Source organism: Kribbella lupini (assembly GCF_039529595.1).
Classification (GTDB): domain Bacteria; phylum Actinomycetota; class Actinomycetes; order Propionibacteriales; family Kribbellaceae; genus Kribbella; species Kribbella lupini.
Genome location: NZ_BAAANC010000003.1, coordinates 319,908 through 343,386, shown reverse-complemented (window position 1 = coordinate 343,386; position 23,479 = coordinate 319,908). Strand labels below are relative to the sequence as shown.

The 23,479-nt window shown below is 70.4% G+C and carries 22 protein-coding genes; 12 read left to right on the top strand and 10 right to left on the bottom strand.

Going from position 1 to position 23,479, the window contains the following annotated elements; genetic code table 11:
• The first annotated feature begins 54 nt into the window (after positions 1 to 54).
• The 7 genes from ABD235_RS27805 to ABD235_RS27775 all read left to right on the top strand — a co-directional run bounded on the left by ABD235_RS27805 (position 55) and on the right by ABD235_RS27775 (position 6,115).
• The gene (locus ABD235_RS27805) at positions 55 to 1,257 is read left to right on the top strand and encodes an NAD(P)-dependent malic enzyme (RefSeq protein ID WP_344181328.1); all 1,203 of its coding nucleotides are present in this window, start codon (positions 55 to 57) and stop codon (positions 1,255 to 1,257) included.
• Positions 1,258 to 1,439: 182 nt separating this feature from the next.
• Positions 1,440 to 2,027 carry a DUF1349 domain-containing protein gene (locus ABD235_RS27800; protein ID WP_344179440.1) on the top strand — a complete coding sequence of 196 codons (588 nt, stop codon included), beginning with the start codon at positions 1,440 to 1,442 and terminating at the stop codon, positions 2,025 to 2,027.
• A gap of 52 nt (positions 2,028 to 2,079) precedes the next feature.
• The gene (locus ABD235_RS27795) at positions 2,080 to 3,048 is read left to right on the top strand and encodes a zinc-binding dehydrogenase (RefSeq protein ID WP_344179438.1); all 969 of its coding nucleotides are present in this window, start codon (positions 2,080 to 2,082) and stop codon (positions 3,046 to 3,048) included.
• Positions 3,049 to 3,564: a GNAT family N-acetyltransferase gene (locus ABD235_RS27790; protein ID WP_344179435.1), complete on the top strand. Its 516-nt coding sequence runs from the start codon at positions 3,049 to 3,051 to the stop codon at positions 3,562 to 3,564.
• Positions 3,565 to 3,627: 63 nt separating this feature from the next.
• The gene (locus ABD235_RS27785; protein WP_344179433.1) at positions 3,628 to 4,503 is read left to right on the top strand and encodes an AurF N-oxygenase family protein; all 876 of its coding nucleotides are present in this window, start codon (positions 3,628 to 3,630) and stop codon (positions 4,501 to 4,503) included.
• Entirely contained in the window at positions 4,504 to 5,679 is a 1,176-nt protein-coding gene (locus tag ABD235_RS27780) for an FAD-dependent oxidoreductase (RefSeq protein ID WP_344179430.1), read from the top strand.
• Positions 5,680 to 5,815: 136 nt separating this feature from the next.
• On the top strand, positions 5,816 to 6,115 hold the full coding sequence (locus ABD235_RS27775) for a WhiB family transcriptional regulator (RefSeq protein ID WP_344179428.1): 300 nt from the start codon (positions 5,816 to 5,818) through the stop codon (positions 6,113 to 6,115).
• Positions 6,116 to 6,170: 55 nt separating this feature from the next.
• Here ABD235_RS27775 and ABD235_RS27770 read toward each other — a convergent pair whose 3' ends face one another.
• On the bottom strand, positions 6,171 to 7,403 hold the full coding sequence (locus ABD235_RS27770) for a sodium:proton exchanger (protein WP_344179425.1): 1,233 nt from the start codon (positions 7,401 to 7,403) through the stop codon (positions 6,171 to 6,173).
• Positions 7,404 to 7,517: 114 nt separating this feature from the next.
• On the opposite strand from ABD235_RS27770, the gene ABD235_RS27765 reads away from it, so the two are divergent.
• A complete protein-coding gene (locus ABD235_RS27765) occupies positions 7,518 to 7,871 on the top strand; it encodes an ArsR/SmtB family transcription factor (protein WP_344179422.1) in 354 nt (117 codons plus the stop codon).
• Between the two features lie 325 nt (positions 7,872 to 8,196).
• Complete coding sequence (locus ABD235_RS27760) at positions 8,197 to 9,480, top strand: multidrug effflux MFS transporter (RefSeq protein ID WP_344179421.1); 1,284 nt, start codon at positions 8,197 to 8,199, stop codon at positions 9,478 to 9,480.
• Positions 9,481 to 9,520: 40 nt separating this feature from the next.
• Here ABD235_RS27760 and ABD235_RS27755 read toward each other — a convergent pair whose 3' ends face one another.
• From ABD235_RS27755 to ABD235_RS27740, 4 genes are all read right to left on the bottom strand, one after another.
• Positions 9,521 to 10,240: an AAA family ATPase gene (locus ABD235_RS27755; protein WP_344179419.1), complete on the bottom strand. Its 720-nt coding sequence runs from the start codon at positions 10,238 to 10,240 to the stop codon at positions 9,521 to 9,523.
• Positions 10,241 to 10,265: 25 nt separating this feature from the next.
• On the bottom strand, positions 10,266 to 10,442 hold the full coding sequence (locus ABD235_RS27750; RefSeq protein ID WP_012922754.1) for a DUF6104 family protein: 177 nt from the start codon (positions 10,440 to 10,442) through the stop codon (positions 10,266 to 10,268).
• Position 10,443: 1 nt separating this feature from the next.
• A complete protein-coding gene (locus ABD235_RS27745; protein ID WP_344179416.1) occupies positions 10,444 to 14,280 on the bottom strand; it encodes a multifunctional oxoglutarate decarboxylase/oxoglutarate dehydrogenase thiamine pyrophosphate-binding subunit/dihydrolipoyllysine-residue succinyltransferase subunit in 3,837 nt (1,278 codons plus the stop codon).
• A gap of 414 nt (positions 14,281 to 14,694) precedes the next feature.
• Entirely contained in the window at positions 14,695 to 15,105 is a 411-nt protein-coding gene (locus ABD235_RS27740; RefSeq protein ID WP_344179414.1) for a DUF3052 domain-containing protein, read from the bottom strand.
• A gap of 52 nt (positions 15,106 to 15,157) precedes the next feature.
• On the opposite strand from ABD235_RS27740, the gene ABD235_RS27735 reads away from it, so the two are divergent.
• A complete protein-coding gene (locus ABD235_RS27735) occupies positions 15,158 to 15,829 on the top strand; it encodes a FadR/GntR family transcriptional regulator (RefSeq protein ID WP_344179412.1) in 672 nt (223 codons plus the stop codon).
• A gap of 155 nt (positions 15,830 to 15,984) precedes the next feature.
• A complete protein-coding gene (locus ABD235_RS27730; RefSeq protein WP_344179410.1) occupies positions 15,985 to 17,565 on the top strand; it encodes an ABC-F family ATP-binding cassette domain-containing protein in 1,581 nt (526 codons plus the stop codon).
• A 155-nt stretch (positions 17,566 to 17,720) separates the two neighbouring features.
• On the opposite strand, the gene ABD235_RS27725 is transcribed toward ABD235_RS27730, so the two are convergent.
• Both ABD235_RS27725 and ABD235_RS27720 read right to left on the bottom strand, forming a co-directional pair.
• Positions 17,721 to 18,422 carry an 8-oxoguanine DNA glycosylase OGG fold protein gene (locus tag ABD235_RS27725; RefSeq protein ID WP_344179408.1) on the bottom strand — a complete coding sequence of 234 codons (702 nt, stop codon included), beginning with the start codon at positions 18,420 to 18,422 and terminating at the stop codon, positions 17,721 to 17,723.
• A 66-nt stretch (positions 18,423 to 18,488) separates the two neighbouring features.
• Entirely contained in the window at positions 18,489 to 18,791 is a 303-nt protein-coding gene (locus tag ABD235_RS27720; protein WP_344179406.1) for a hypothetical protein, read from the bottom strand.
• A gap of 272 nt (positions 18,792 to 19,063) precedes the next feature.
• On the opposite strand from ABD235_RS27720, the gene ABD235_RS27715 reads away from it, so the two are divergent.
• Entirely contained in the window at positions 19,064 to 20,341 is a 1,278-nt protein-coding gene (locus tag ABD235_RS27715) for a neutral zinc metallopeptidase (RefSeq protein WP_344179404.1), read from the top strand.
• A gap of 39 nt (positions 20,342 to 20,380) precedes the next feature.
• On the opposite strand, the gene ABD235_RS27710 is transcribed toward ABD235_RS27715, so the two are convergent.
• The 3 genes from ABD235_RS27710 to ABD235_RS27700 are packed head-to-tail and all read right to left on the bottom strand — an operon-like array spanning position 20,381 to position 23,463.
• A complete protein-coding gene (locus tag ABD235_RS27710; protein ID WP_344179403.1) occupies positions 20,381 to 21,346 on the bottom strand; it encodes an aldo/keto reductase in 966 nt (321 codons plus the stop codon).
• 51 nt (positions 21,347 to 21,397) lie between these two features.
• Positions 21,398 to 22,150 (bottom strand): SDR family NAD(P)-dependent oxidoreductase, encoded by a 753-nt coding sequence (locus ABD235_RS27705; protein ID WP_344179401.1) that lies wholly within the window; start codon positions 22,148 to 22,150, stop codon positions 21,398 to 21,400.
• Positions 22,147 to 23,463: an L-fuconate dehydratase gene (locus ABD235_RS27700; RefSeq protein ID WP_344179400.1), complete on the bottom strand. Its 1,317-nt coding sequence runs from the start codon at positions 23,461 to 23,463 to the stop codon at positions 22,147 to 22,149. Before ABD235_RS27700 ends, ABD235_RS27705 begins: the two co-directional genes overlap by 4 nt.
• Positions 23,464 to 23,479: the final 16 nt, after the last annotated feature.

Here is a 23,479-nt window from a genome sequence, read left to right as displayed (position 1 = left end):
ACACTCTCCGCGCACGCCTGCCTGCTCTCCGCCGGGCTGATGAAGGGTCTCCTCATGGTTGCCGAAGCCGTTCCCACCGAAACTCCCGTCTCCGATCCGTACGCCGGCGATCCCGTCTTCGAGCTGCACCGCGGCGGCAAGATCGAGGTCACGTCGTCGATCCAGGTCCGCGACGCCGACGACCTGTCGATGGCCTACACGCCGGGCGTGGCCCGGGTCTGCACCGCGATCCACCAGGACCCGTCGCTGGTCCGCACGTACACCTGGAAGTCGAACGTGGTCGCCGTGGTGACCGACGGGACCGCCGTCCTGGGCCTGGGCGACATCGGACCGGCCGCGGCGCTGCCGGTGATGGAGGGCAAGGCGCTGCTGTTCAAGGAGTTCGGCGGCGTCGACTCGGTGCCGATCGCGCTGGACTGCACCGACGTGGACGAGTTCGTCGACACCGTCGCGCGGATGGCGCCGACGTTCGGCGGGATCAACCTCGAGGACATCTCCGCGCCGCGCTGTTTCGAGATCGAGCGCCGGCTGAAGGAACGGCTGGACATCCCGGTCTTCCACGACGACCAGCACGGTACGGCGGTCGTCGTCCTGGCCGCGCTGCGCAACGCGCTGCGGGTGACGGGCAAGTCGATCTCGGACATCCGCGTGGTGATCTCCGGCGCGGGTGCGGCCGGGGTCGCGTGCGCGCGGATCCTGCTGCAGGCCGGCGTCGGTGACCTGGCCGTTGTCGACAGCAAGGGTGTGCTGCACGAGGACCGCGCCGACCTGAGCCCGGTCAAGCTGTCGCTCGCCCGCGACACGAACACCGCCCAGCTGTCCGGCCGGTTGGTGGACGCTCTGGATGGCGCGGACGTCTTCCTCGGCGTCTCCGGCGGAACGGTCCCGGAGGACGCGATCGCGCGGATGGCGCCCGGCGCGATGATCTTCGCCCTCGCCAACCCGAACCCGGAGGTCCACCCGGACCTGGCCCACCGCTACGCCGCGGTCGTCGCCACGGGCCGGTCGGACTTCCCCAACCAGATCAACAACGTCCTCGCCTTCCCCGGCATCTTCCGCGGCGCCTTCGACGCGAACGCCGGCCGAATCACCGAAGGCATGAAACTCGCCGCCGCCGAGGCCCTCGCCGCCCTGATCGCCGACGACGAGCTGCGCCCCGACTACATCATCCCGTCCCCCTTCGACAAGCGCGTGGCCCCGGCGGTCGCCGCCGCAGTCGCCAAGGCCACCCACCAGGACGGCGTAGCCCGCGCCTGACGCGCGCGGGTAGGCCGGGCCTGGCGCGTGCCCGGCTCTGCCGGCACCGCCGGTCCAACCTGGCCCCGCCGCGGTCGGCCCAGGCCTCACGCCCGGGCGCTGGCTCTGCATTCCGCCTTCCTTCCCTTCCCGCTCCTCCTTCGCCGCAGGCGAAGGAGGAGCGGGTGTTCTAGGGTTGGCTCGTGGAGAACCGGCGTGCGATCGAGTGGTCCGAGGCGGCGTGGCTGAACCCGCCTGAGGGTGTGCTTGCTGATGGCAACGACTTGCTGGTGTCGGCGCGGGAGGGGAGCGACTTCTGGCGGACGACGAGCTACGGGTTCGTGCACGACGACGGGCACGCGTTGCTCACCGACTTCCCTGTGGACACGGCGATCGAGGTCGGGTTCGTGGCCGCGTTCGACGAGCTGTACGACCAGGCGGGTGTACTGATCCGGGTCGACGAGGAGAACTGGATCAAGGCCGGTGTGGAGTTCACCGACGGAGCACCGCAGTTGGGTGCCGTGGTGACGCGCGGGGTGTCGGACTGGTCGATGGCGCCGGTGCCGGACTGGGCCGGGCGCGAGGTGACCATTCGCGTGAGCCGCTCGGGCGACGCGGTGACCGTCCGGGCACGCGTCGAAGACGAGCCGTGGCGGATGGTGCGACTGGCACCACTCGACCCGAGCGCCGAGGCCGCAGCGGGCCCGATCTGCTGTGCGCCGACCCGCAGCGGCCTGACCGTCCGCTTCACGTCGTACGCCGTGACCGATGCCGACGCCGGCCTGCACTGAGCCGGTGACGTTGCTAACTGACGGAGTGCAGACCAGCGCTTAGTGTGGGCTCATGCTTGCTGCCTACGCCGCCAAGTTCAACGCCGACGACCCGGTGTCCGCGCTCGAGGTCGGGGAGCGTCCGGAGCCGGTGGCTCCGGACGGGTGGGTGACGATCGACGTGAAGGCGTCGGCGCTGAACCACCACGACCTGTGGTCGCTGAAGGGTGTCGGCCTGGCCGAGAAGAGCCTGCCGATGATCCTCGGCTGCGACGCCGCGGGCGTCGACCCGGACGGCAACGAGGTGGTCGTGCACGCGGTCATCTCGGATCCGTCCTGGAAGGGCGACGAGACGCTCGACCCGAAGCGCTCGCTGCTGAGCGAGCGGTACCAAGGGACGCTGGCCGAGAAGGTCGCCGTCCCCGCGCGCAACGTCGTACCGAAGCCGGCCGGGCTGAGCTTCGAGCAGGCTGCTTGCCTGCCGACGGCGTGGCTCACGGCGTACCGGATGCTGTTCACGCAGTCCGGGCTCAAGCCCGGCGACACCGTGCTGGTGCAGGGCGCCGGCGGCGGTGTCGCGACCTCGCTGATCACGCTGGCGCGCGCGGCCGGGATCCGGGTCTGGGCTACCAGCCGGGACGACGCCAAGCGGACCAAGGCGCTGGAGATCGGCGCCCATGACGTCTTCGAGTCAGGCGCGCGGCTGCCCGAGCGCGTGGACGCGGTGATGGAGACCGTCGGTGAAGCGACCTGGTCGCACTCGCTGAAGTCGCTCAAGCAGGGCGGCACCGTGGTGATCTCCGGCGCGACCTCCGGCCAGGCGCCGAAGTCGGCCGAGCTGAACCGGATCTTCTTCCTCCAACTGCGCGTCCAGGGCTCGACGATGGGCACCCGGCAGGAGCTGGCCGAGCTGGTCCAGTTCATGGCGAACGCCGGCATCTCGCCGCACATCGACACCACGCTGCCGCTGTCCGAGGCCCGCACGGGCTTCGCGAAGATGAACGAGGGCGACGTCTTCGGCAAGATCGTCTTCACTGTGTAGATGGACTTCGAGATCCGCCGCGCCACGGTCGACGACGCCGAGGCCGGCGCCTGGTGCCACCTGCTGTGCTGGCAGGAGGCGTACGCCGGTCTGCTCGACCCGCAGCGCCTGAAGGAGAAGACCGACCCGTCCGGCATCGGCCGCCGCACCGAGCGCTGGCGCGGCGCGATCGAGGCCGGCGTGGTCCGCTGGCTCGCCTTCAATCCGGGGCAGGACGTACCGATTCAGGACCGCGTGATCGGTTTCTCGTCACCCGGCCCCGGCCGCGACGACGATGCGCCGACGCCGCTCGAGCTGTACTCCGTCTACGCCCGGCAGGCGTGGTGGGGGAGCGGCCTCGGTCAACGCCTGCTGGACGTCGCGATCGGGAAGGAAGCGGCCAGCCTCTGGCTGCTGGAGGGCAACGACCGGGCGCTGGCCTTCTACCGGCGCAACGGCTTCGTCGAGGACGGGGCCCGGGCGGACGAGGAGTTCTTCGGCGTTCCCGAGATCCGGATGGTCCGATCCAAGCAGTAGCTCTTGCGGATCAATACATCACTCATGTTACATTGAGGATGTATCGATTCCCGGAGGTGCGTCATGCACGGCACGGACGAAACCGCACATCGCCTGCTCGCCTCGGCGGCGCAGCTGTCCCGCGACCCGGAGACCGAGATCGACTGGGATGCACCCGTCGGCGACGGCTACGGCCTCAGTCCCGAGTGGAGCACGCTCTACGGCACGCCGTATTGGGACGAGCTGACCGAGCCGCAGCGCCGCGAGCTCACCAAGCACGAGGCGGCGTCAGTCGCCTCGACCGGGATCTGGTTCGAGCTGATCCTGCAGCAGATGATCCTGCGCGACGTGTACGACGAGAGCCCCGCGAGCGCGGAGTTCCAGTGGGCGCTGACCGAGATCGCCGACGAGTGCCGGCATTCGATCATGTTCGCCAAGGCCTCGGCCCGGCTGGTCGACGCCCGGTACCGGCCGGGGCTGCTCGCCCGCGAGCTCGGGCGCGGCTTCAAGACCATCGCGACCGGCGCCACGGCGTACGCCGCGATCCTGGTCGCCGAAGAGGTGCTCGACGTGATGCAGCGCGACTGGATGCGCGACCGCCGGGTCGCGCCGCTGGTCCGGACGGTGAACCACATCCACGTCGTCGAGGAGTCCCGGCACATGGTGTTCGCCCGGGAGGAGACCCGGGACCGGATCGCCGGCGCCGGGCCGGTACGGCGCTGGGTCAGCGCGCTGGTGATCGCGCTCGCCGCGGACATGATCGTCAGCAGCATGGTCAGCCCGGCCGTCTACCGGAACGCGGGCCTCGAGGTCGGGAAAGCTGTCCGCCTGGCCCGCGGCAACGAGCACCACCGGTCGCTGCTGCGGTCGAGCTGCGCGAACCTGATGGACTTCCTGGCCGAGGTCGGCCTGCTGACGCCGGCCGCGCGGCGGGTCTACCGGCGTACCGGGCTGCTCTGAATGACGTACGCGATCAGCGGGGAGTGCTGCTCGGACGCGAGCTGCGTCGCGGTCTGCCCGATGAACTGCATCCACCCGTCGCCGGGGGAGCCGGGCTTCGGGACGACCGACGGGCTGTTCATCGATCCGCGGACGTGCATCGACTGCGGCGCGTGTGCCGACATCTGCCCGGTGGACGCCGCGAAGCCGGCCGATCGTTCGGCGGCGGTCGACGTGCAGCTGAACGCGTCGTACTACAAGGAGCGGCCGGTGCTCGACGGGCTCGACCTGGACAGCTGGGAGCCGCCGCGCTTCGACCCGTGGTCGGACGGGCCGCGGCGGGTCGCTGTGGTCGGGGCCGGGCCTGCGGGGATGTACGCGACGCGGGAGCTGCTGCAGCGGAGCAAGGCGGAGATCACGCTCTTCGACCGGCTCCCGGTGGTCGGCGGCCTCGCTCGGTACGGCGTCGCTCCCGATCACCCGCTGACCAAGCAGATCGTGGAGACCTTCGAGCGGATCGTCGACCATCCGCGCGTCTGCTGGCGGCCCAGCACGTCGGTGAGTGTTGACGAGCTCGAGGGCCGGTACGACGCGGTGGTGCACGCGTCGGGTGCTTACGAGAGCCGCCGGCTGGGGATCCCGGGCGAGCTGACCGCGGACGAGGTGGTTGCCTGGTACAACAACCGCCCGGGCGCGCGGCGGCCCGAGCTGAAGGGGCCCCGGGCAATCGTCGTCGGCAACGGAAACGTGGCGCTCGACATCGCGCGCCTGCTGATCACCGTCAGCAGTGTCACCGAAGTCGTGGTCGTCGGTCGCCGTGGGCCGGAAGCTGCTGCCTACACCGCTTCGGCGTACCGGGAAGTCGCCGAGCGGACAGACATCGTCTTCCGGTACGACACGACACCGGTCGCCTGGGACCACCGCGGGCTGACCACGGCCGACGGCGAGCTCATCCCCGCCGACACCCTGATCACCGCGATCGGCTTCACCGGCCGCCCGATCCCCGGGCTGCCCTTCGACGAGCTCCGCGGCGTGGTGCCGAACGTCCGCGGCGCCGTCGTCGGCAAGCCGGGCCACTTCGTCACCGGCTGGATCAAGCGCGGCGCCCAGGGCGGTATCGGCGTCAACAAGGCCTGCGCCCAGGAGACCGTCCGCACACTGCTCGCGGAAGCGTCGGTGTCAGCGGCACTGATGTGACACCTGCTGGCGTGTGACGTTTCATGCCTGAAACATGGACGTCGCACCGGGGCAACGACTCAGGCTCAAGCTGGTGGTGGCGCGGGAAACCCCCGCGCACTCGATCCGCCCGATCGAACGACGAGCAGGAGTGCCCATGAGGCCGACCTTGACGGTGATCGCCGACCCCGCCGACCGCTGGATGTCGAAGGCCGCGTGCGTCGGCATGTCACCGGCGTACGACGAGACCGCGACCCAGTGGGAGCAGCGCAAGGCGCAAGCGGTCTGCCTGACCGCGTGCCCGGTGCTGGAGGAGTGCCGTGCGTGGGCCCGCCGGACCAAGTTCACCGGCACGGCCGCGGGCGAGAAGTTCCTGGACGGCCGCCGGCGTGGACGCCCCGGTCCGACCGAGCGCCGCCGTCCGCCGGTCACCGTCGAGGAGCAGCAGGCCAGCTGACCAGAGCAACCGAAAGGGCCCGCGGAGATCCGCGGGCCCTTTGTCAGTGGGGGAGTCAGACGCCGACCAGCTCGTCCGAGCGCTCCTCGGCGGCCTTCTTCGTCTGGCGGAACGGCCCGGTGAGCGTAGGGACGATCTCCCGCCGGTGGTGCACGAACGCGGCGATCGCCAGTACGGCGTACACGGCGGAGATCACGTACCGCCCGGTCTGACCCGGTACGGCGAACTGCACGGCGAACAGCCCGAGCAGCGTCCAGGCGGCCCAGCGCGGGAAGCGCAGCGCCAGCAGGATCGCGATGCCCAGCATGGTCTGCGTCGCGGTGAGCAGGAACTCCTCGACCTGGCGACCGTCCAGCTGCAGCGCGGGCCCGCCGCCACCGATGCCGTAGGCGATCGGGAGGCTGCCGATCAGCAGGGTCCACTGGTTCACCTTGGCGGAGATCAGCAGGCCGAGCGCGGCCGCGCCCTTGCCGCGCCAGGCGAACAGCAGCGCCACGATGAACTCCGGCGCCTCGGACGCCAGCGGCGCCAGCCACTGGACCAGCAGGAACTGGTCGACGCCGAGCGCGTGCCCACCTTCCACCAGCGAGTCCGCGAACGGCTCGGCCGAGAACAGGATGACCGTGGCGGCCGCCGCGAACATCGCGATCACCGTGATCCGGCGCTGGACCTTCGGCAGGCCGCCGATCCGCGCGGCCGGGCCGACCAGGTCGGGCTCGTCGCCGTGCTCGCTGGCCGCGGCGCGCCACAGGTAGTAGGCGAAGAAGGCCAGCAGGGCGATGCCGAGCAGCAGGTGGATCTGGCCGGTCAGCGGGATGATGAACGCGACCACACCGGCGATCAGCAGGAAGCCGAGCTCGCGCTTGTAGCCCGAGTCGAGCACCAGGGCCTTGACCGTGCGGCCGCTGCGCTTGCTGGCGACGTACAGGCTGAGCAGTACGACGCTGGACCACCCGAGGCCGAGCAGGAGCCGGTTGGAGCCGGTCATGTTGGCGGCGGCGTACTGCACGTACTCCGGGTTGCTGCCGGCGGTGTGGGCGAAGTAGAGGTCCACCGCGTACTCCGGCAGGACGGCGATCACCGCGAGCAGGGCGATCGCGAGACCGCCGGAGATGTCCATCTCCGCGGCCTCGGCGGCCCAGGCCAGGACGAACGACGCCGCGACGACGCCGAGGCCGAAGACCAGGATGCCGAGCGGGGCGAACGGGTGGGTGCCGCTGAGCCGCAGGACGACCGCGGGGATCGCCACGGCGAGAAGGAGCAGCACGGGGCGGAGAGCTCTTGCCATGCCTCCAGGCTGCCACCATTTCGATACTTTCGCAATTGCGAAAGTGTGAGACCGTGCTCACCTTCGGCCTGCCGCCTCCTCAGGACCCGGTGGACCGGTCACAATGACCGCGAGATGACGACCTTCCCCGAACCGACGAAGGCGCAGCTGGAATCCGCCGCCGGCACCTTCGCGATGCTGTCCGCCCCCGTACGGCTGCATCTGGTCTCGCTGGCGGCCCAGGGCGAGTACGACGTGGGCACGCTGGCCGACCGCGTCGGAGTCAGCATCGCCACCGCCAGCCAGCACCTCGGCAAACTCCGCCTGGCCGGCATCATCACCGCCCGCCGCGAGGGCCGCCGCCACATCTACACCGTCGACGACCCCCACGTCCTGAACCTGGTCGACCAGATCTTCGAACACATCGCCCCGGACGGTTCGCTGGCCCCCGACCCACCACTGCGCCGGAGACCACCCCACACCGACTGACCCCCGCTCCACGGGCGGAAGCGGAGGGGAGAGGGGGAGCCGCGCCCCTCCGCCTGCGCTTCGCGCGGCTCAGATCACCCGCGCAACCCGCGCAACCCGCGCACCCGGCGCCCGCTCCGCAGCCGGGAGCGGAGGGGAGAGGGGGAGCTGCGCCCCGCCGCCTGCGCTTCGCGCGGCTCAGATCATTCGCGCAACCCCCGCGCCCGTGCTGGTCCGCAGGGTGGATCGGCGCCGCGCGCTGGGAATAGCACGTGCGGGTGGGTCGTTGTCGGTGGCTGGCGACAGTGACGTCGCGTTCTGTTCGCATGCCCATCATGAGGAACCCATGGCGATCTCTGATCCTCCGACGACGCCCGCTGCCGTGGCGGTCGACGACCCGATTCACCCGATCGGCCGGATTCGGCTGGTGCTGACGCTCGGCTTCATCGTCGCGCTCGGGCCGCTCACCATCGACCTGTACCTGCCGGCGCTGCCGTCGATCACCACCGACCTCGCGGCCTCCGCGACCGCGGTCCAGTTCACCTTGACCGGGACCTTCGCGGGCCTCGCCGTCGGTCAACTGCTGGTGGGTCCGCTCTCCGACACCCTCGGCCGCCGGCGGCCGTTGATCGCGGGAGCGGGGCTGCACGTGCTGGCCTCCGTGCTCTGCGCGGTCTCGCCGACCGTGGAGATGTTGTCGGTGTTCCGGGTCCTGCAGGGGGTCGGCGCCGCCGCGGGCTCCGTGGTCGCACTGGCGATCGTCCGTGACCTGTACGTCGGCCGCGCGGCGGCGACCTTGCTGTCGAGGCTGATGCTTGTCATCGGCGTCGCGCCGGTGTTCGCTCCCACCGTCGGTGGCGCCCTGCTGGTGGCGCTCCCGTGGCAAGGCCTGTTCGTCGTACTGGCCGTGCTCGGCGTCCTGCTGATGCTGCTGGTGGCGCTGACGCTCCCGGAGACCCTGCCGCCGGCCGGCCGTCGGCCGTTCGGGCCGGCGCAGATCGCTCGCACGGCTGGACAGTTGGTCCGCGACCGGGTCTTCGTCGGGCTCACTCTCGTGGCCGGTCTGGCGATGACCGGCGTGTTCGGGTACGTCGCGGGAGCGTCGTTCGTGTTCCAGGAACAGTTCGGCGTGAGCAGCCAGACCTTCGGACTGCTGTTCGGCGTGGGCGGGCTGCTGCTGGTCGCGGCGACCCAGCTCAACCCGGTGCTGCTGAAGCGCTGGGAGCCTGAGCAGGTGCTCACCGCGGGCGCCGTCCTCGCCGCACTGGCCGGGGTCGCACTGCTGCTGACCGCGACCCTGAGCGTGGGCGGTCTGGTCGGCATCCTCGTCCCGGTCTGGGCGGCCCTCTTCGCCGCCAGCCTGGCCCTTCCGAACGCGCCGGCGCTGGCGCTGTCGCGCCACGGCGAGGCGGCGGGCACCGCGGCGGCCCTGCTGGGCGCGGTCCAGTTCGGTATCGGCGCGGTCGCCGCACCACTGGTCGGTGCCCTCGGCACCGACGCGGTCGCGATGGCCGTGGTGATGTCGGGCGGCCTGGCCCTGTCCCTGATCACCCTGCTCGCTGTGGTCAGGCCCTGGCAGCGCGAGTTCCAGCCGCAGCCGGCGGACCAGCAGGTCGTGGTCGTCCACTGAGCACAGGGCGGCACTCCCACCAGGCGCGGCGCCGGACGACTTAGAGGATGTGCCGCAGGTACTGCTCGGGGTGCCGCAGGTAGGCGCGCCAGTTCTGGACCAACTGCAGGTCCTCCCAGGCCGACTCCCGGATGCCCCACTCGCCGACCTCGAGGATCGTCGCCCCCGGCAGGGCGGCGATGACGGGGGAGTGCGTCGCGCACAGCACCTGGGACTTGCTGTCGGCCAGCTGCTTCAGAACGCCGACCACCGCGAGACTGGACGAGAACGACAGCGCCGACTCGGGCTCGTCCAGGCAGTAGAAACCCCGGCGGGTGAAGCGGTCCTCGATCAGCGACAGGAAGCTCTCGCCGTGGCTCAGCTCGTGGAACACCGGTTCCGGGCGCTGACCCGGGTTCTGCTCCAGGTACGTGTAGAAGTTGTGCATCGTCTCGGCCCGCAGGAAGAACCCGGCCTTCGAAGCGCCGGCGCCCCGCGTCAGCACGAGGTCGTCGGACAGTGACGACTCGCTCGCCCGCGTGGTCAGCCGCGCGCCCGTCGACCCGCCCTCCGGCGACATCCCGAACCCGACCGCCACAGCCTCCACCAGCGTCGACTTCCCCGCGCCGTTCTCACCGACCAGGAACGTGACCCCCGGCCCGAGGTCCAGCCCGTCGGTCAGCAGTTGCCGTACGGCGGGAATCGTGTGCGGCCAGGCCCCGGACAGCGAAACGCCCTCCGCCGCGGCCACCCGGCGTACGGGATGGTCGGCGAAGGGCATTCGCTCACCCTACAAACGGAACAGCTCAGTCGTCCTCGTCGTCGAGGCGGGCCAGCCAGGTGGCGAACCGCTCGATCGGCGTCTCGAACTCGGGATTCAGGTCGACGAACTCACGCAGCCGCTCGGCCACCCAGGCCAGCGAGACATCCTCCTCGCCACGCCGGCCCTCGAGCTCCTCGATCCCTCGGTCGGTGAAGTACACGTCAGCTGAACGCCTGCTTCAGCAGCGTCTGCTGCTCGGCCTGGTGCGCGCCCATCGAGCCCACCGACGTCGCCGACATGGCCGGCCGGGACACCCGGTAGAACGGCTTGCCGCCCAGGTGCTCGGTCAGGTTCAGCGCCATGAACGGCCACGGACCCTGGTTGGCCGGCTCGTCCTGCACCCAACGGACCTCGGTCGTGTTCGGGTACTTGGCCAGCTCCGCCTTGATCTCCTCGGCCGGCAGCGGGTAGAGCTGCTCGACCCGGACCACCGCGGTGCTGATCTTGTCGGTCTCGGTCTTCTTCCGCTCCGCGAACAGGTCGTACGCGATCCGGCCGGACGACAGGATGACCCGCTCGACGGTCGCCGCGGTGGCCTCGGCCTCCGTGTCGCCGAGCACCGGCCGGAACGCGCCGCTGGTCAGCTCCTCGGGCTGCGACACCGCTTCCTTGCGCCGCAGCAGCTGCTTCGGCGTGAAGACGATCAGCGGGTTGTGCTCCTCGCCGAGGGTGTGGCGGCGCAGCAGGTGGAAGTACGACGCCGGCGTCGACGGCTGCGCCACGGTCATCGCGTTCTCCGCGCACAGCGCCATGAAGCGCTCGATCCGGGCCGAGGAGTGGTCCGGGCCCTGGCCCTCGTAGCCGTGCGGCAGCAGCAGCACGACACCGGACTTCTGGCCCCACTTCGCCTCACCGGCCGAGATGTACTCGTCGATGATCGACTGGGCGCCGTTCACGAAGTCACCGAACTGGGCTTCCCACAGCGTCAGCGCGTCCGGCCGGGCCACCGAGTAGCCGTACTCGAAGCCGAGGGCGGCGTACTCGCTGAGCAGCGAGTCGTAGACGTAGAAGTTCGCCTGGTTCTCGTCCAGGTTCTGCAGCGGGACGTAGTCCTGCCCGTTGACCCGGTCGATGACGGCCGCGAACCGCTGCACGAACGTGCCGCGGCGGCTGTCCTGACCGGCCAGCCGGACCGGGCGACCGGCCAGCAGCAGCGAACCGAACGCCGTCATCTCCGCGCTGGCCCAGTCGACCGGGCCCTGCGTGATCGCGGCGGCGCGGCGCTGCAGCTGCGGCATCACCTTCGGGTGCGCGGTGAAGCCCTCCGGCAGCGTGGTGTACGCGTCGGCGATCTTCTTCAGCACCTCCGGCGTGGTCGCGGTCGCGTCCGGGCCCTCCGGCTTGTCCGGGTAGACCGGGACGGTGACGTACGGCGCCGGGGTGTCCGGCTGGCTCTTCGCCTCGCGGACCTCGGTGAACACGCGCTCCAGCCGCTGCTGGAAGTCGCGCATCGCCTGCTCGGCCTCCTCGACGGTGATGTCGCCACGGCCGATCAGGGCCTCGGTGTAGAGCTTGCGCACCGAGCGCTTCTGCTCGATCAGGTCGTACATCAGCGGCTGGGTGAACGACGGGTCGTCGCCCTCGTTGTGACCGCGGCGGCGGTAGCAGACCAGGTCGATCACGACGTCCTTGTTGAACGCCTGGCGGTACTCGAAGGCCAGGTCGGCGACCCGGACACAGGCCTCGGGGTCGTCGCCGTTCACGTGGAAGATCGGCGCCTGGACCATCCGCGCGACGTCGGTGCAGTACATCGACGAGCGCGACGAGGCCGGCGAGGTGGTGAACCCGACCTGGTTGTTGACGATCACGTGGATCGTGCCGCCGGTGCGGTACCCGCGCAGCTGCGACAGGTTCAGCGTCTCGGCCACGACGCCCTGGCCGGCGAAGGCCGCGTCACCGTGGACGAGGACCGGCAGCACCGGGAACGCGGCGCCCTGGTCGAGGATGTCCTGCTTGGCCCGGACGATGCCCTCGAGCACCGGGTCGACGGTCTCCAGGTGCGACGGGTTGGCCGCCACCGACACCTTGATCTTGTCGCCGAACTCCGAGACGAACTCGCCCTCGGCGCCCAGGTGGTACTTGACGTCACCGGACCCCTGGACCGTCCGCGGGTCGATGTTGCCGTCGAACTCGCGGAAGATCTGGCCGTACGACTTGCCCACGATGTTCGCCAGCACGTTCAGCCGGCCGCGGTGCGCCATGCCGATCACGACCTCGTCGAGGCCGGCGCCGGCGGCCTCCTCGCAGATCTCGTCGAGCAGCGGGATGGTCGTCTCGCCACCCTCCAGCGAGAACCGCTTCTGGCCGACGTACTTGGTCTGCAGGAAGGTCTCGAACGCCTCGGCCTCGTTCAGCTTGGCCAGGATCCGCAGCTGCTCCTCGCGCGGCGGCTTGGTGTGCGGCCGCTCGATCCGCTCCTGCAGCCACTTGCGCTGCTCGGGGTCCTGGATGTGCATGTACTCGATACCGGTGGTGCGGCAGTACGAGTCGCGCAGGATGCCGAGGATCTCGCGCAGCTTCATGAACCGGCGGTCGGTCGCGGCCCCGAACGAGCCGGTCGCGAACTCGCGGTCCAGGTCCCACAGCGTCAGGCCGTGGGTCGCGACGTCGAGGTCGGGGTGGCTGCGCTGCTTGTACTCCAGCGGGTCGGTGTCGGCCATGATGTGGCCGCGCACGCGGTAGGCGTGGATCAGCTCCAGGATCCGGGCCTGCTTGCTGATGTCCTCCTCGTGGCTGTGCGGGAGGTCGGCGGCCCAGCGGATCGGCTCGTACGGAATCCGCAGGCTCTGGAAGATCTCGTCGTAGAAGCCCTCGGCGCCCAGCAGCAGCTGGTGCAGGCGGCGCAGGAACTCACCCGACTGCGCGCCCTGGATGATCCGGTGGTCGTACGTCGAGGTCAGCGTCATCACCTTGCTGACCGCGAGCTTGGCCATCGTCTCCTCGGCCGCACCCTGGTACTCGGTCGGGTACTCCATCGCGCCGACGCCGATGATGCAGCCCTGGCCGCTCATCAGCCGCGGCACCGAGTGCTGCGTGCCGATCGTGCCCGGGTTGGTCAGGCTGATCGTGGTGCCCTGGAAGTCCGGCAGCGCGAGCTTGTTGTCGCGGGCCCGGCGGACGATGTCCTCGTAGGCCATCCAGAACTCGGCGAACGTCATCGACTCGGTCGCCTTGATCGACGGCACCAGCAGCTGGCGGGTGCCGTCCGGCTTCTGCATGTCGATGGCCAGGCCGAGGTTGATGTGCTCGGGCTGGACCAGCGTCGGCTTGCCCTCGGTCTCGTCGTACGACGCGTTCATCTCCGGCAGCGTCTTGAGCGCCTTGACCAGCGCCCAGCCGACCAGGTGGGTGAACGAGATCTTGCCACCGCGAGCGCGCTTGAGGTGGTTGTTGATGACGATCCGGTTGTCGATCAGCAGCTTGACCGGCACCTGGCGGACGCTGGTCGCGGTCGGGACCTGGAGGCTGAGCTCCATGTTCTGGGCGGTCCGGGCCGGCGCGCCCCGCAGGATCTTCCGCTCCGCGTCCGTGCTGGTCGCGGGAGCGGGCTTGGGCTGCGCTGTGGGCGGTTGGTTCACCGTTCCTCCGGTCGGGGCGCCGCCGGCCGCGGGCGCGGTCTGCTGCTGGGCCGCTGCTGCGGGCTTGGTCTGGGCTGGCTGGGTCTGGCTCTGGGTCGCGGTCGTCGCCGGCGCGGCCGGGGCCGGCGCCGCGGCGGCGGCCTGCGCGGCCGGCTTGCTCGCGGCGGGCGCGGTCGCCGCCGTACCGCGGCCGGCGGCCTCGGGCGTCTTGTTGTCGGACACCGCATCGGGTCGGGGAGCGTCGGACGGGGCGGTGTTCACCGGCTTCGCGTCACCCGGGCTGTAATCCTTGAAGAAGTTGCTCCACGCCGGATCCACGGACTTCGGATCCTGCTGGTACTTCTCGTACATCTCGTCGACCAGCCATTCGTTCGCTCCGAAGGCTGCAAGGGGATTTGTGTCTGATGGCTCGGTGGCCACTGGGCAGTTCGCCTCTTCCGATTGCGGGTCCGGTACCACTGTTATGACTACGGGAGTTATGGGGGTGCTCCCGAGGCAAGGCTAATAGCAGCAGCAACCGATCTACAGCCCGGGACCACCGGACCAGTGTGTCGAGTGGTTCCGCCGCCGTGCGTTGATCGACCGAGCCCTGGAACACCTGTGTTTCGGGTGTTTCAGCGTTGTTGCCCGCGGCACCGCCGCCGGCGCCGGTTTCGTGGGGCGGCCGGACTGCGGGACGCGTTGCAGACGTGGGGTTCCAGGGGTGTTCGCCGATTGTTCCGGAGCCTGCGCTACGCCTGGGTGCCCACTGTATGCAACTGCGCGTTCGCCCCGGGTGATGACCGAGCGTGCGCAAAAGTGTGGTCAACGTCACGCAGCGGATCAGTCCAGTTCTCACCGATTGGCCAGTCGCCGGACCAGTTTGAGCCCGGACCAGGTGGCGTCGACCGCGCACACTTTCACGTCCACGACGCCGAGCGGCAGGGCCAGTTCGCGAACGCCGTTCTCGTCCAGATCGGTCGGTACGCCGGACGACCGCTTCGGCCAGGCGACCCAGATCGTCCCGTTCGTGGTGGTCCTGGCCAGCAGTTGCGGGAGCCGGGTGGCGAGGCGCTTGCGGTCCGGGCAGAAGGTCAGGGTGAGGTCCAGCTCGGCGCGGCCCGGCCTGGTGAGCGGGGTGACGCCGTCCGGGAGTCCCTCGATCACGAAGCCCTCGGGCGCGTGGTCCAGCAGCACGGCGTACCCGGGCTTGATCCCGAGCTTCGCGGCCAGCGGTTTGCCGGAGTAGCCGGGACTGGTCACCACAACTCGATGGTAGGTGCGGGTGACGGCGCCGGTGCGGCGGCATACTGATCCGATGGCGCTGACGGATGAGGCGATCGTCAAGATCAAGGAGATGATCACCTCCGGCGAGCTGGGCCCAGGGGACCGGCTGCCGAAGGAGGCGGACCTGGCCGCCCGGCTCGGCCTGTCGCGGAACTCGCTGCGCGAGGCGGTCAAGGCGCTGACGCTGGTCAACGTGCTCGACGTCCGGCACGGCGACGGCACGTATGTGACCAGCCTGACGTCGGCGCACCTGCTCGACGCGCTGAGCTTCATGGTCGACCTGCACCGCGACGACTCGGTCTTGCAGTTCTTCGAGGTACGCCGACTGCTCGAGCCCGGCGTCGCGGCGCTCGCGGCGGCCCGGATCTCACCGGAGCAGCTCACCAACCTGCGGCTGCTCACCAGCGACCTGTCACCGGCCGCGGACGTCGACGAGCTGGTGGTGAACGACCTGCGCTTCCACCGCGGCATCGCCGAAGCGACCGGCAACGCCGTCGTCTGCTCGCTGCTCGACGGCGTCTCCGGCGCCACCCAGCGCGCCCGCATCTGGCGCGGCGTCACCCAGGCCGGCGCCGTCGAACGCACCCTCGCCGAACACACCGCCATCCTGGACGCGCTCGAACAGGGCGACGCGGAAGCCGCCCGGGCGTGGATGACCGCCCACATCGCGGGTGTCGAGTCCTGGCTCCGCAAAGCGCCGTAAATCTCTTGGCCGGTCGACGTCTGCCTCGCTAGCCTTGGTGGTGTCCTGTTGTCCATGTCAGGGGTGCGGGTTGTCGAACTGAGGTCTCTCTTCAGCAGCGGTTGATCGCCACCGGTCGGTGCGCGGTCTCGTTCGAGATCTCGGAGTACACCCTGATGACTGTCTCTTTGACGTGCAACGACCTCTTCTTCGCCTGGCCCGACGGTGACGTCCTGTTCGACGGCCTGTCCTTCGCCGCCGGACCGGCGCGCTCCGGACTGGTCGGCCGCAACGGCGCCGGCAAGTCGACGCTGCTGCGGCTGATCGCCGGACGCCTGACCCCACAACGCGGCGCGATCCGCGTCAGCGGCGAGCTCGGCTACCTGCCGCAGGACCTCACCCTCGACACCTCGCTGCGCGTCGACGCGGCGCTCGGCATCGCCGACGTCCGGACGGCGATCAGCGCGATCGAGTCCGGCGACGCCTCCGAGGCGAACTTCGCCCGCGTCGGCGACGACTGGGACGTCGAGGAGCGCGCCGAGGCGATGCTCGGCAAGCTCGGCCTCGGAGCGATCACCCTCGACCGTTCGGTCGGCGAACTGTCCGGCGGCGAGACGATCCTGCTCGGCCTGGCCGCCGAACTGCTCCGCCGCCCCGACGTCCTGCTGCTCGACGAACCCACCAACAACCTGGACCTGCGCGCCCGCCGGCACCTGTACGACGCGGTGGACGCGTTTCGCGGCGCGCTGCTCGTGGTCAGCCACGACCGCGAGCTGCTCGACCGCGTCGACCAGATCGGCGAGCTGCGCAAGGGCGACCTGACCTGGTACGGCGGCAACCTCACGGCGTACGAGGAAGCCGTCGCCGTCGAGCAGGAGGCGGCCGAGCGGATGATGCGCGCGGCCGAGTCCGACGTGAAGCGCCAGAAGCGCGAACTCATCGAGGCGCGGACGAAGATCGAACGCCGCCAGGCGGGCGGGCGCCGCGCCTTCGAGTCGGGCAGCGTGGCGAAGATGGCCGCCGGCGCGATGAAACGCTCGTCGCAGGTGTCGGCGGGCAAGCACCTCGGCATGCACAGCGAACGGCTCGAAGCCGCCCAGGACGCGCTGGCCGAGGCCGAGGAGAAGATCCACGACGACGACCACATCCGGGTCGATCTCCCCGACACCGCGATCCCCAACGGCCGCGTCGCCCTGCGCCTGCGGGACCTGGAGCTCCGCACCGGTTTGATCGCGAACCTGGAGATCCGCGGCCCCGAACGGATCGCCCTGACCGGCCCGAACGGCGCCGGCAAGTCCACCCTGCTCCACGCGATCGCCGAGCAGCACCTCCCGCTCGTCCCGTCGCGCCTTCTACCGCAACGCCTGGACCTCCTCCAGGACGACCTCTCGATCGCCGACAACCTGGCGATCCTTGCCCCCGGCACCGACAACAACGACCGGCGAGCACGCCTCGCCCGCTTCCTCTTCCGAGGCCGCTCCGCCGACCAGCCCGTCAGAACCCTCTCCGGCGGAGAACGCTTCCGGGCCACCCTTGCCGCCCTCCTCCTCGCCGAGCCCCCACCCCAGTTCCTCATGCTCGACGAGCCCACGAACAACCTCGACCTGGCCAGCATCACTCAACTCCAGGCAGCCCTGTCGTCGTACCAAGGCGCCCTCCTGATCGCCAGCCACGACCTCCCGTTCCTGCGCGACCTGGGCATCACGCGCTGGCTGTCCATAGAGGACAACCACCTCCAAGAGATCGACCCCCTCTGACATGCGCCGAGCCGGCAGCCTCCGCTGCATCCCCAAAGACCCCACCCAGCAGCCCCACCCGAGCCCGCAACCCTCCCCAGCCCACACCCTCAGGCCGGCACGAGCCCGGCCACCCACGCCCCGCTACTCCCACCGAGGCAACCGCTGACGACGTACTAGGTGAGTGAGTCCCCGTTGTGCCTGAACAGGATCCACTCCAACTCACTCGCCGTCAGACCGAACTCGGGTGACCACGCGTGCATCGCCTCGACGTACGCGTGGTATCGGCGAGCGCGCGACTTCACCCCGGCGAGAGTCTCGGTGCTGACCTCGAGCGTGTCGTTGAGCGTCCTGAACACCCTGCGATCGAGGATCAGCGGTTGCCACTTCCGATGCTCGACGTACCCCGCAAAGGCAAACCACTTGGTGAAGAACGCACGCCCGACCCGGTGCAGCCGCCATGCGTCGTAAACCTCCACCAAGTCGGTGGAGTCCCCGGCGTCCCGGAGCGTCCTCGCTGTCCTGCTGAGCATCTGGTAGGCCCCAGCAGGATCGGCGAGGGCCAGCCGGGTGTTGTAGATCGTCCTGCTGCCCATGCCACCGCCCCAAGCCATCACCAGCACGAAGGTCTGGAGGACGCTGAGCTCGTCGTCCAGATCCATCCGTTGGCATGCCAGCAGCAGGTGCCTGCGGTCGACCGTTCGTCTACCGCGGTCCGCAGGTTCGGTGTGCTCGCCTTGCAGGCTCTGCAAGTAGCGGATGGCGCCGTTCGGCCAGTCCTTCGCCCAGGAGGTGGGCGAGTAGGTCACTGGGCCTTGCGCACATTCCTCGTACTGCTTGACCAGCGGCTTGAGCCGCGGCGGTAATTCCGTTGTCATCCGTGGAACCTAGGCCGACAACCGTCACCTGTCTGTAGGTCAGTCAGATGCCGTACGCCGACTCGCTCAAGGGCGGGGGTTGGTTCGGTGCCAGCGGGGGCCCAGGTCGGAGGCTCGTTTGCCGGCTACGGCGGCGCAGCGGGGGCACTGGCGGCGGACCTCGTCTGCCGCGCCGCCGGTTTCCACGAAGGTGTCCTCCCAGGCGACGTGGGGGAAGCGGCGTAGCCGTGCGCGGTGGAGGGGGAGGCCGCAGACCGTCTGGTTGAGGCCCTGTTCCCAGGCGTGCACCTCGCCGCCGGGCAGGCGGGTGCCCTCCTCGTCGGTCCACTGGCTCGAGGCTGCTACGGCGTACCGTCTGCGTGCTGCCATCTGTCCGCCCTCCTCCGTGCATGAGCTTTCGGCGGGCTTGCGGTACCCCGCGGCCGGTCCTGTTACCAACCGGGCCGCGGTCCTCGCCACCTGGCTGACCACGACCCTCAACGGCACCCGCCGCCAACAGGTCATGCTCGGCGACCCCACTCCACGCCAGACCTCCTGACCCGGCAGCGGCCCGGCAGGACTGCCGAGGCAGGCCTGGCCCCCTGGGCTTCTACGCTTCCGGGACCGGTACTGGGGCCGGGTTCACGGGCGAAGGAGCCGAGTTGTCTGGTCAGCAGTGGGGACCTCCCGGGCAGAATCCGCCGAACCACGGACCGCCGGCTGGTCAGCAGTGGGGGCCGCCTGGGCAGTACGGCCAAGGGGCTGGGTCGCAGGGGGCCGGGCAGTACCCGCCGCCGCAGCCGCCGCCTGGGCAGTACTACCCGCCTCAGCAGGCGCAGTACCCGCCGCCGGGTGGACCGCCGCCGGGGCAGTACGGCGGGCCGCAGTACGCCGCCGCGCCGTACGGGCCTGGGCAGCAGGGGTTCGGGTGGGGGCCGATGCCTCAGCCGCCGAAGAAGCGGCGGGGGGCTGGGATTGTCGTGCTGGCCGTGGTCGGTGGGCTGGCTGTGCTCGGCGCTGTGGTGGTGGGCGTGGGCTTCTCACTGGCGGGGAAGGCCGACTCGTCGGCCACGCCTCCGGTGGCGCAGCCATCGTACGAGCCGACGGTCGAGGACAGCCCTACGGTGCCGGAGGCAACGAGTGAGCCGCCGGTGACGCGGCCGACGACCAAGCCGACGACGCGGCCGACCACGAAGCCGTCGCCCAAGCCGGCGCCGGTGCTGACGCCGTGGCAGATCGCCTCGGCGAACAAGCTCTACCGGACCGGGACGCAGGCCTCGGTCGGATGCCGGGAGTCGAGGTCCGGACTCGGCAACCAGGCCGGCTCCTTGGCGTACTACCGGTCCCTGCGGGCCTGCATGGACCGCGCCTGGCGGCGGCACGTGACCGCGGCCGGGTACCAGTTCCGTCCGCCAGGGCTGATCTCGATCGCGACCAACGGCAGCTCGCCGTGCGGGACCGCCATCCAGGCGCTGGCCTTCTACTGCCCGACGAACCACACGATGTACATGAAGGCCGACCTCGACATCGAGTACTGGAAGCAGTCGCAGACCTTCAGCCGGGCGGTCGGGTCGCACGCGGCGGCGCACGAGTACGGCCACGCGGTGCAGCAGATGACCGGCATCCTGCGGGCGTCACGGCGGCTCGGCTACAACGCCTCGAGCAAGGCGGCCGAGCTCGAGGTGGACCGGCGGCTGGAGCTCCAGGCCTCCTGCCTCGGCAACCTGTTCCTCGGCGCCAACAAGGCCAGCTACGGGATCCGCGGCGCCCTGCGCACCCAGTGGCTGTACGTCGTCAACAACACCGGCGACCGGGCCGACACCGGCGCCCGCGACCACGGCAGCACGCGCAACCACGGCATCTGGTCGCGCCGCGCGTTCGACCGGCCGAACCTTGCCGTCTGCAACACCTACACGGCCCCGTCGTCCCAGGTGAGCTGAGCTCCGGTACGCCGTACCAGGAGCTCAGCCCGTACGAGATCACGCAGGCGTCGGCGCGTCCTCCCGCAGCAACCCCGCCGCCTTCAGATCCGCCCAGAAAGCAGCAGGCACCTCGACCCGCGACAGCGCCGCGTTCGCGTGCACCTCAGCCGCCGACCGGCACCCGACCGCGATCCCGGCCACCGCCGGGTGGAACAGCGGGAACGCCAGCGCGGCCGAGGGCAGCGTTATCCCGTGCGCCTCGCACACGTCCGCCAGCCGGTTGGCCTTCTCGACCAACGGCTGAGAAGCCGGCGCGTAGTTGAACGTCGCGTCCGACGCCGGCCGCGGCTGCGCCATCAGCCCGGAGTTGAAGACGCCGACGGCGATCACCTGGGTGTCGTTCTCGACGCAGGCCGGCAGGACGTCGTCGAGCCCGTCGGGGTCGATCAGCGTGTACCGCCCGGCCAGCATGATCACGTCGACGTCCACCTCGCGGACGAACCGGGTGAGCATCGCGGACTGGTTCATCCCCGACCCGATCGCGCCGATCACGCCCTGCTCGCGCAGTTCGATCAGCGTCGGGAACGCGGTCGCGACCGCCTCCTCGTAGTGGTCGTCGGGGTCGTGCACGAACACGATGTCGAGCCGGTCGGTGCCGATCCGGCGCAGCGAGTCCTCGATGCTGCGCAGGACGCCGTCGCGGCTGAAGTCCCAGCGCCGGCGGCGCTTCGACGTCACCGCGAAGCCCTCGTCGTCGGCCGCCTCGGTGTCGGCCTCGTAGATGATCCGGCCGACCTTGCTCGACAGCGTGTACTCGTCCCGCGGCTTGCCGGCCAGCGCCGCGCCGAGGCGTTCCTCGGCCAGCCCGAGGCCGTAGTGCGGCGCGGTGTCGTAGAACCGCCAGCCCTCCTCCCACGCCGCCTCGACCGTCGCGATCGCGTCGGCGTCGGAGATCGGCGTGAACAGCCCGGCCAGGGGAGCACCGCCCAGACCGATCCGCAGGTCCGTGGGGAAGATCTTCACGAGCACATCACCTTTCCACCGAAGGACAAAGCGACACAGACAGTACGCCGCTCAGTTGCGCGCCGCGGGCAGCCGCAGGTTCTGCATCCCGCCGTCCACCGCCAGCGCCGTACCGGTCGTCGAACCCGACAACGGGCTCGCCAGATAGACGATCGCGTTCGCGACCTCGTCCGCCGAAACCAACCGGCCCATCGGCTGCCGAGCCTCCAGCGCCGCGCGCTCGGCGTCGGGATCGGACGCCGAGTCCAGCAGCCGCCCGACCCACGGCGTGTCCGCCGTACCGGGGTTCACGCAGTTCACCCGCACGCCTTCGCGGACGTGATCGGCGGCCATTGCCATCGTCAACGCCAGGACGGCGCCCTTGCTCGCGCTGTACACCGCGCGGTTCGGCAGGCCGGCCGTCGCGGCGATCGAGCACGTGTTGACGATCGCGGCGGCCGACGAACGCCGCAGGTACGGCAGCACCGCTCGCGTCACCCGCGCGATCCCGACCACGTTCACGTCGAAGACGCGGTGCCACTCCTCGTCGTCGTTCACCGTGACGTCGCCTTGGGCGCCGATCCCGGCGTTGTTCACCAGGACGTCGATCCCGCCGAGCCGCAGCGCCGCCGCGGCGACCGCGTCCCGCACGGACTGGTCGTCGGTGACGTCGGCCGCGATGCCGCTCAGCGGCGCGGGCACGTCCGGCTTGAGGTCGAACACGACCACCTCGGCGCCCCGCGCGGCCAGCTGGGAGGCGGCGGCCAGGCCGATGCCCGACGCGCCACCGGTCACCACGGCCTTGAGGCCGGCGAAATCCGTCACTTCGACTGCTCCTTCGATTCGGTCCAGACCTTGCCCGCGGGGAACCGGAAGTCGCGCAACGTGCCGGCCTCCATCTCCGCGCTGTACCCGGGACGCGTCGGCGCGACGTAGTGCCCCGCCTCGATCACCACCGGGTCGAGAAAGTGCTCGTGCAGGTGGTCGACGTACTCGATCACTCGCTGGTCTGTACTACCACTGACCGCCACGAGGTCGAACATCGACAGGTGCTGGACCAGCTCGCACAGCCCGACGCCACCGGCGTGCGGGCAGACCGGGACGCCGAACTTCGCGGCCAGCAGCAGGATCGCGACGTTCTCGTTCACGCCGGCCACGCGGGCGGAGTCGATCTGCACGAACTCCAGCGACCCCGCCTGCAGCAGCTGCTTGAACACGACTCGGTTCTGCACGTGCTCACCGGTGGCGACCCGGATCGGCGCGATCCCGCGCGCGATCGCGGCGTGCCCGAGGATGTCGTCGGGGCTGGTCGGTTCCTCGACCCACCACACGTCGTACGGCGCCAGCGCCCGCACCCAGGTGATCGCGTCGGCGACGTCCCAGCGCTGGTTGGCGTCGATCGCGATCCGGATGTCCGGGCCGACGGCCTCGCGGGCCAGCCGCATCCGGCGGATGTCGTCGTCGAGGTCGGCGCCGACCTTCAGCTTGATCTGGGTGAACCCGTCGGCCACCGCTTCGCGGCAGAGCCGGACCAGCTTCTCGTCGTCGTACCCGAGCCAGCCGGGCGTCGTGGTGTACGCCGGGTAGCCGCGCTCGCGCAGCTGCTGCTCGCGCTCGGCGCGCCCGGGCTCGGCCTTGCGCAGGATCTCCAGCGCCTCGTCGCGGGTGAGCGCGTCGCTGAGGTAGCGGAAGTCGACCAGGTCGACGATCTGCTCCGGGCTCAGGTCGGACAGCAGCTTCCACAGCGGGACGCCGGCCCGCTTGGCGGCCAGGTCCCAGACCGCGTTGACGACCGCGCCGATCGCCATGTGCATGACGCCCTTCTCCGGGCCCAGCCAGCGCAGCTGCGAGTCGTGCACGAGCGACTTCCAGAACCCGCCGAGGTCGTTCAGCGTCGCGTCGACGTCGAGCCCGACCAGGTGGTCGCGCAGCGCCTCGATCGCCGCGGTCTGCACGTCGTTGCCGCGGCCGATGGTGAACGCGAAGCCGTGGCCCTCGAGCCCGTCGCCGGCGTCGGTGCGCACGATCAGGTACGCCGCGGAGTAGTCCGGGTCGGCGTTCATCGCGTCGGAGCCGTCCAGGTCCCGGGAGGTGGGGAAGCGGACGTCGTACGTCTCGAACTCGGTGAAGCGCGGCATAGGAGACCCGTTCTTG

Bases quoted from the DNA above. Each gene is read 5' to 3' on its own strand.
- ABD235_RS27805 (WP_344181328.1), top strand. From the start codon at position 55: ATGGTTGCCGAAGCCGTTCCCACCGAAACTCCCGTCTCCGATCCGTAC.
- ABD235_RS27795 (WP_344179438.1), top strand. From the start codon at position 2,080: ATGCTTGCTGCCTACGCCGCCAAGTTCAACGCCGACGACCCGGTGTCC.
- ABD235_RS27790 (WP_344179435.1), top strand. From the start codon at position 3,049: ATGGACTTCGAGATCCGCCGCGCCACGGTCGACGACGCCGAGGCCGGC.
- ABD235_RS27785 (WP_344179433.1), top strand. From the start codon at position 3,628: ATGCACGGCACGGACGAAACCGCACATCGCCTGCTCGCCTCGGCGGCG.
- ABD235_RS27780 (WP_344179430.1), top strand. From the start codon at position 4,504: ATGACGTACGCGATCAGCGGGGAGTGCTGCTCGGACGCGAGCTGCGTC.
- ABD235_RS27775 (WP_344179428.1), top strand. From the start codon at position 5,816: ATGAGGCCGACCTTGACGGTGATCGCCGACCCCGCCGACCGCTGGATG.
- ABD235_RS27770 (WP_344179425.1), bottom strand. From the start codon at position 7,403: ATGGCAAGAGCTCTCCGCCCCGTGCTGCTCCTTCTCGCCGTGGCGATC.
- ABD235_RS27765 (WP_344179422.1), top strand. From the start codon at position 7,518: ATGACGACCTTCCCCGAACCGACGAAGGCGCAGCTGGAATCCGCCGCC.
- ABD235_RS27760 (WP_344179421.1), top strand. From the start codon at position 8,197: ATGGCGATCTCTGATCCTCCGACGACGCCCGCTGCCGTGGCGGTCGAC.
- ABD235_RS27755 (WP_344179419.1), bottom strand. From the start codon at position 10,240: ATGCCCTTCGCCGACCATCCCGTACGCCGGGTGGCCGCGGCGGAGGGC.
- ABD235_RS27735 (WP_344179412.1), top strand. From the start codon at position 15,158: ATGGCGCTGACGGATGAGGCGATCGTCAAGATCAAGGAGATGATCACC.
- ABD235_RS27730 (WP_344179410.1), top strand. From the start codon at position 15,985: ATGACTGTCTCTTTGACGTGCAACGACCTCTTCTTCGCCTGGCCCGAC.
- ABD235_RS27725 (WP_344179408.1), bottom strand. From the start codon at position 18,422: ATGACAACGGAATTACCGCCGCGGCTCAAGCCGCTGGTCAAGCAGTAC.
- ABD235_RS27720 (WP_344179406.1), bottom strand. From the start codon at position 18,791: ATGGCAGCACGCAGACGGTACGCCGTAGCAGCCTCGAGCCAGTGGACC.
- ABD235_RS27700 (WP_344179400.1), bottom strand. From the start codon at position 23,463: ATGCCGCGCTTCACCGAGTTCGAGACGTACGACGTCCGCTTCCCCACC.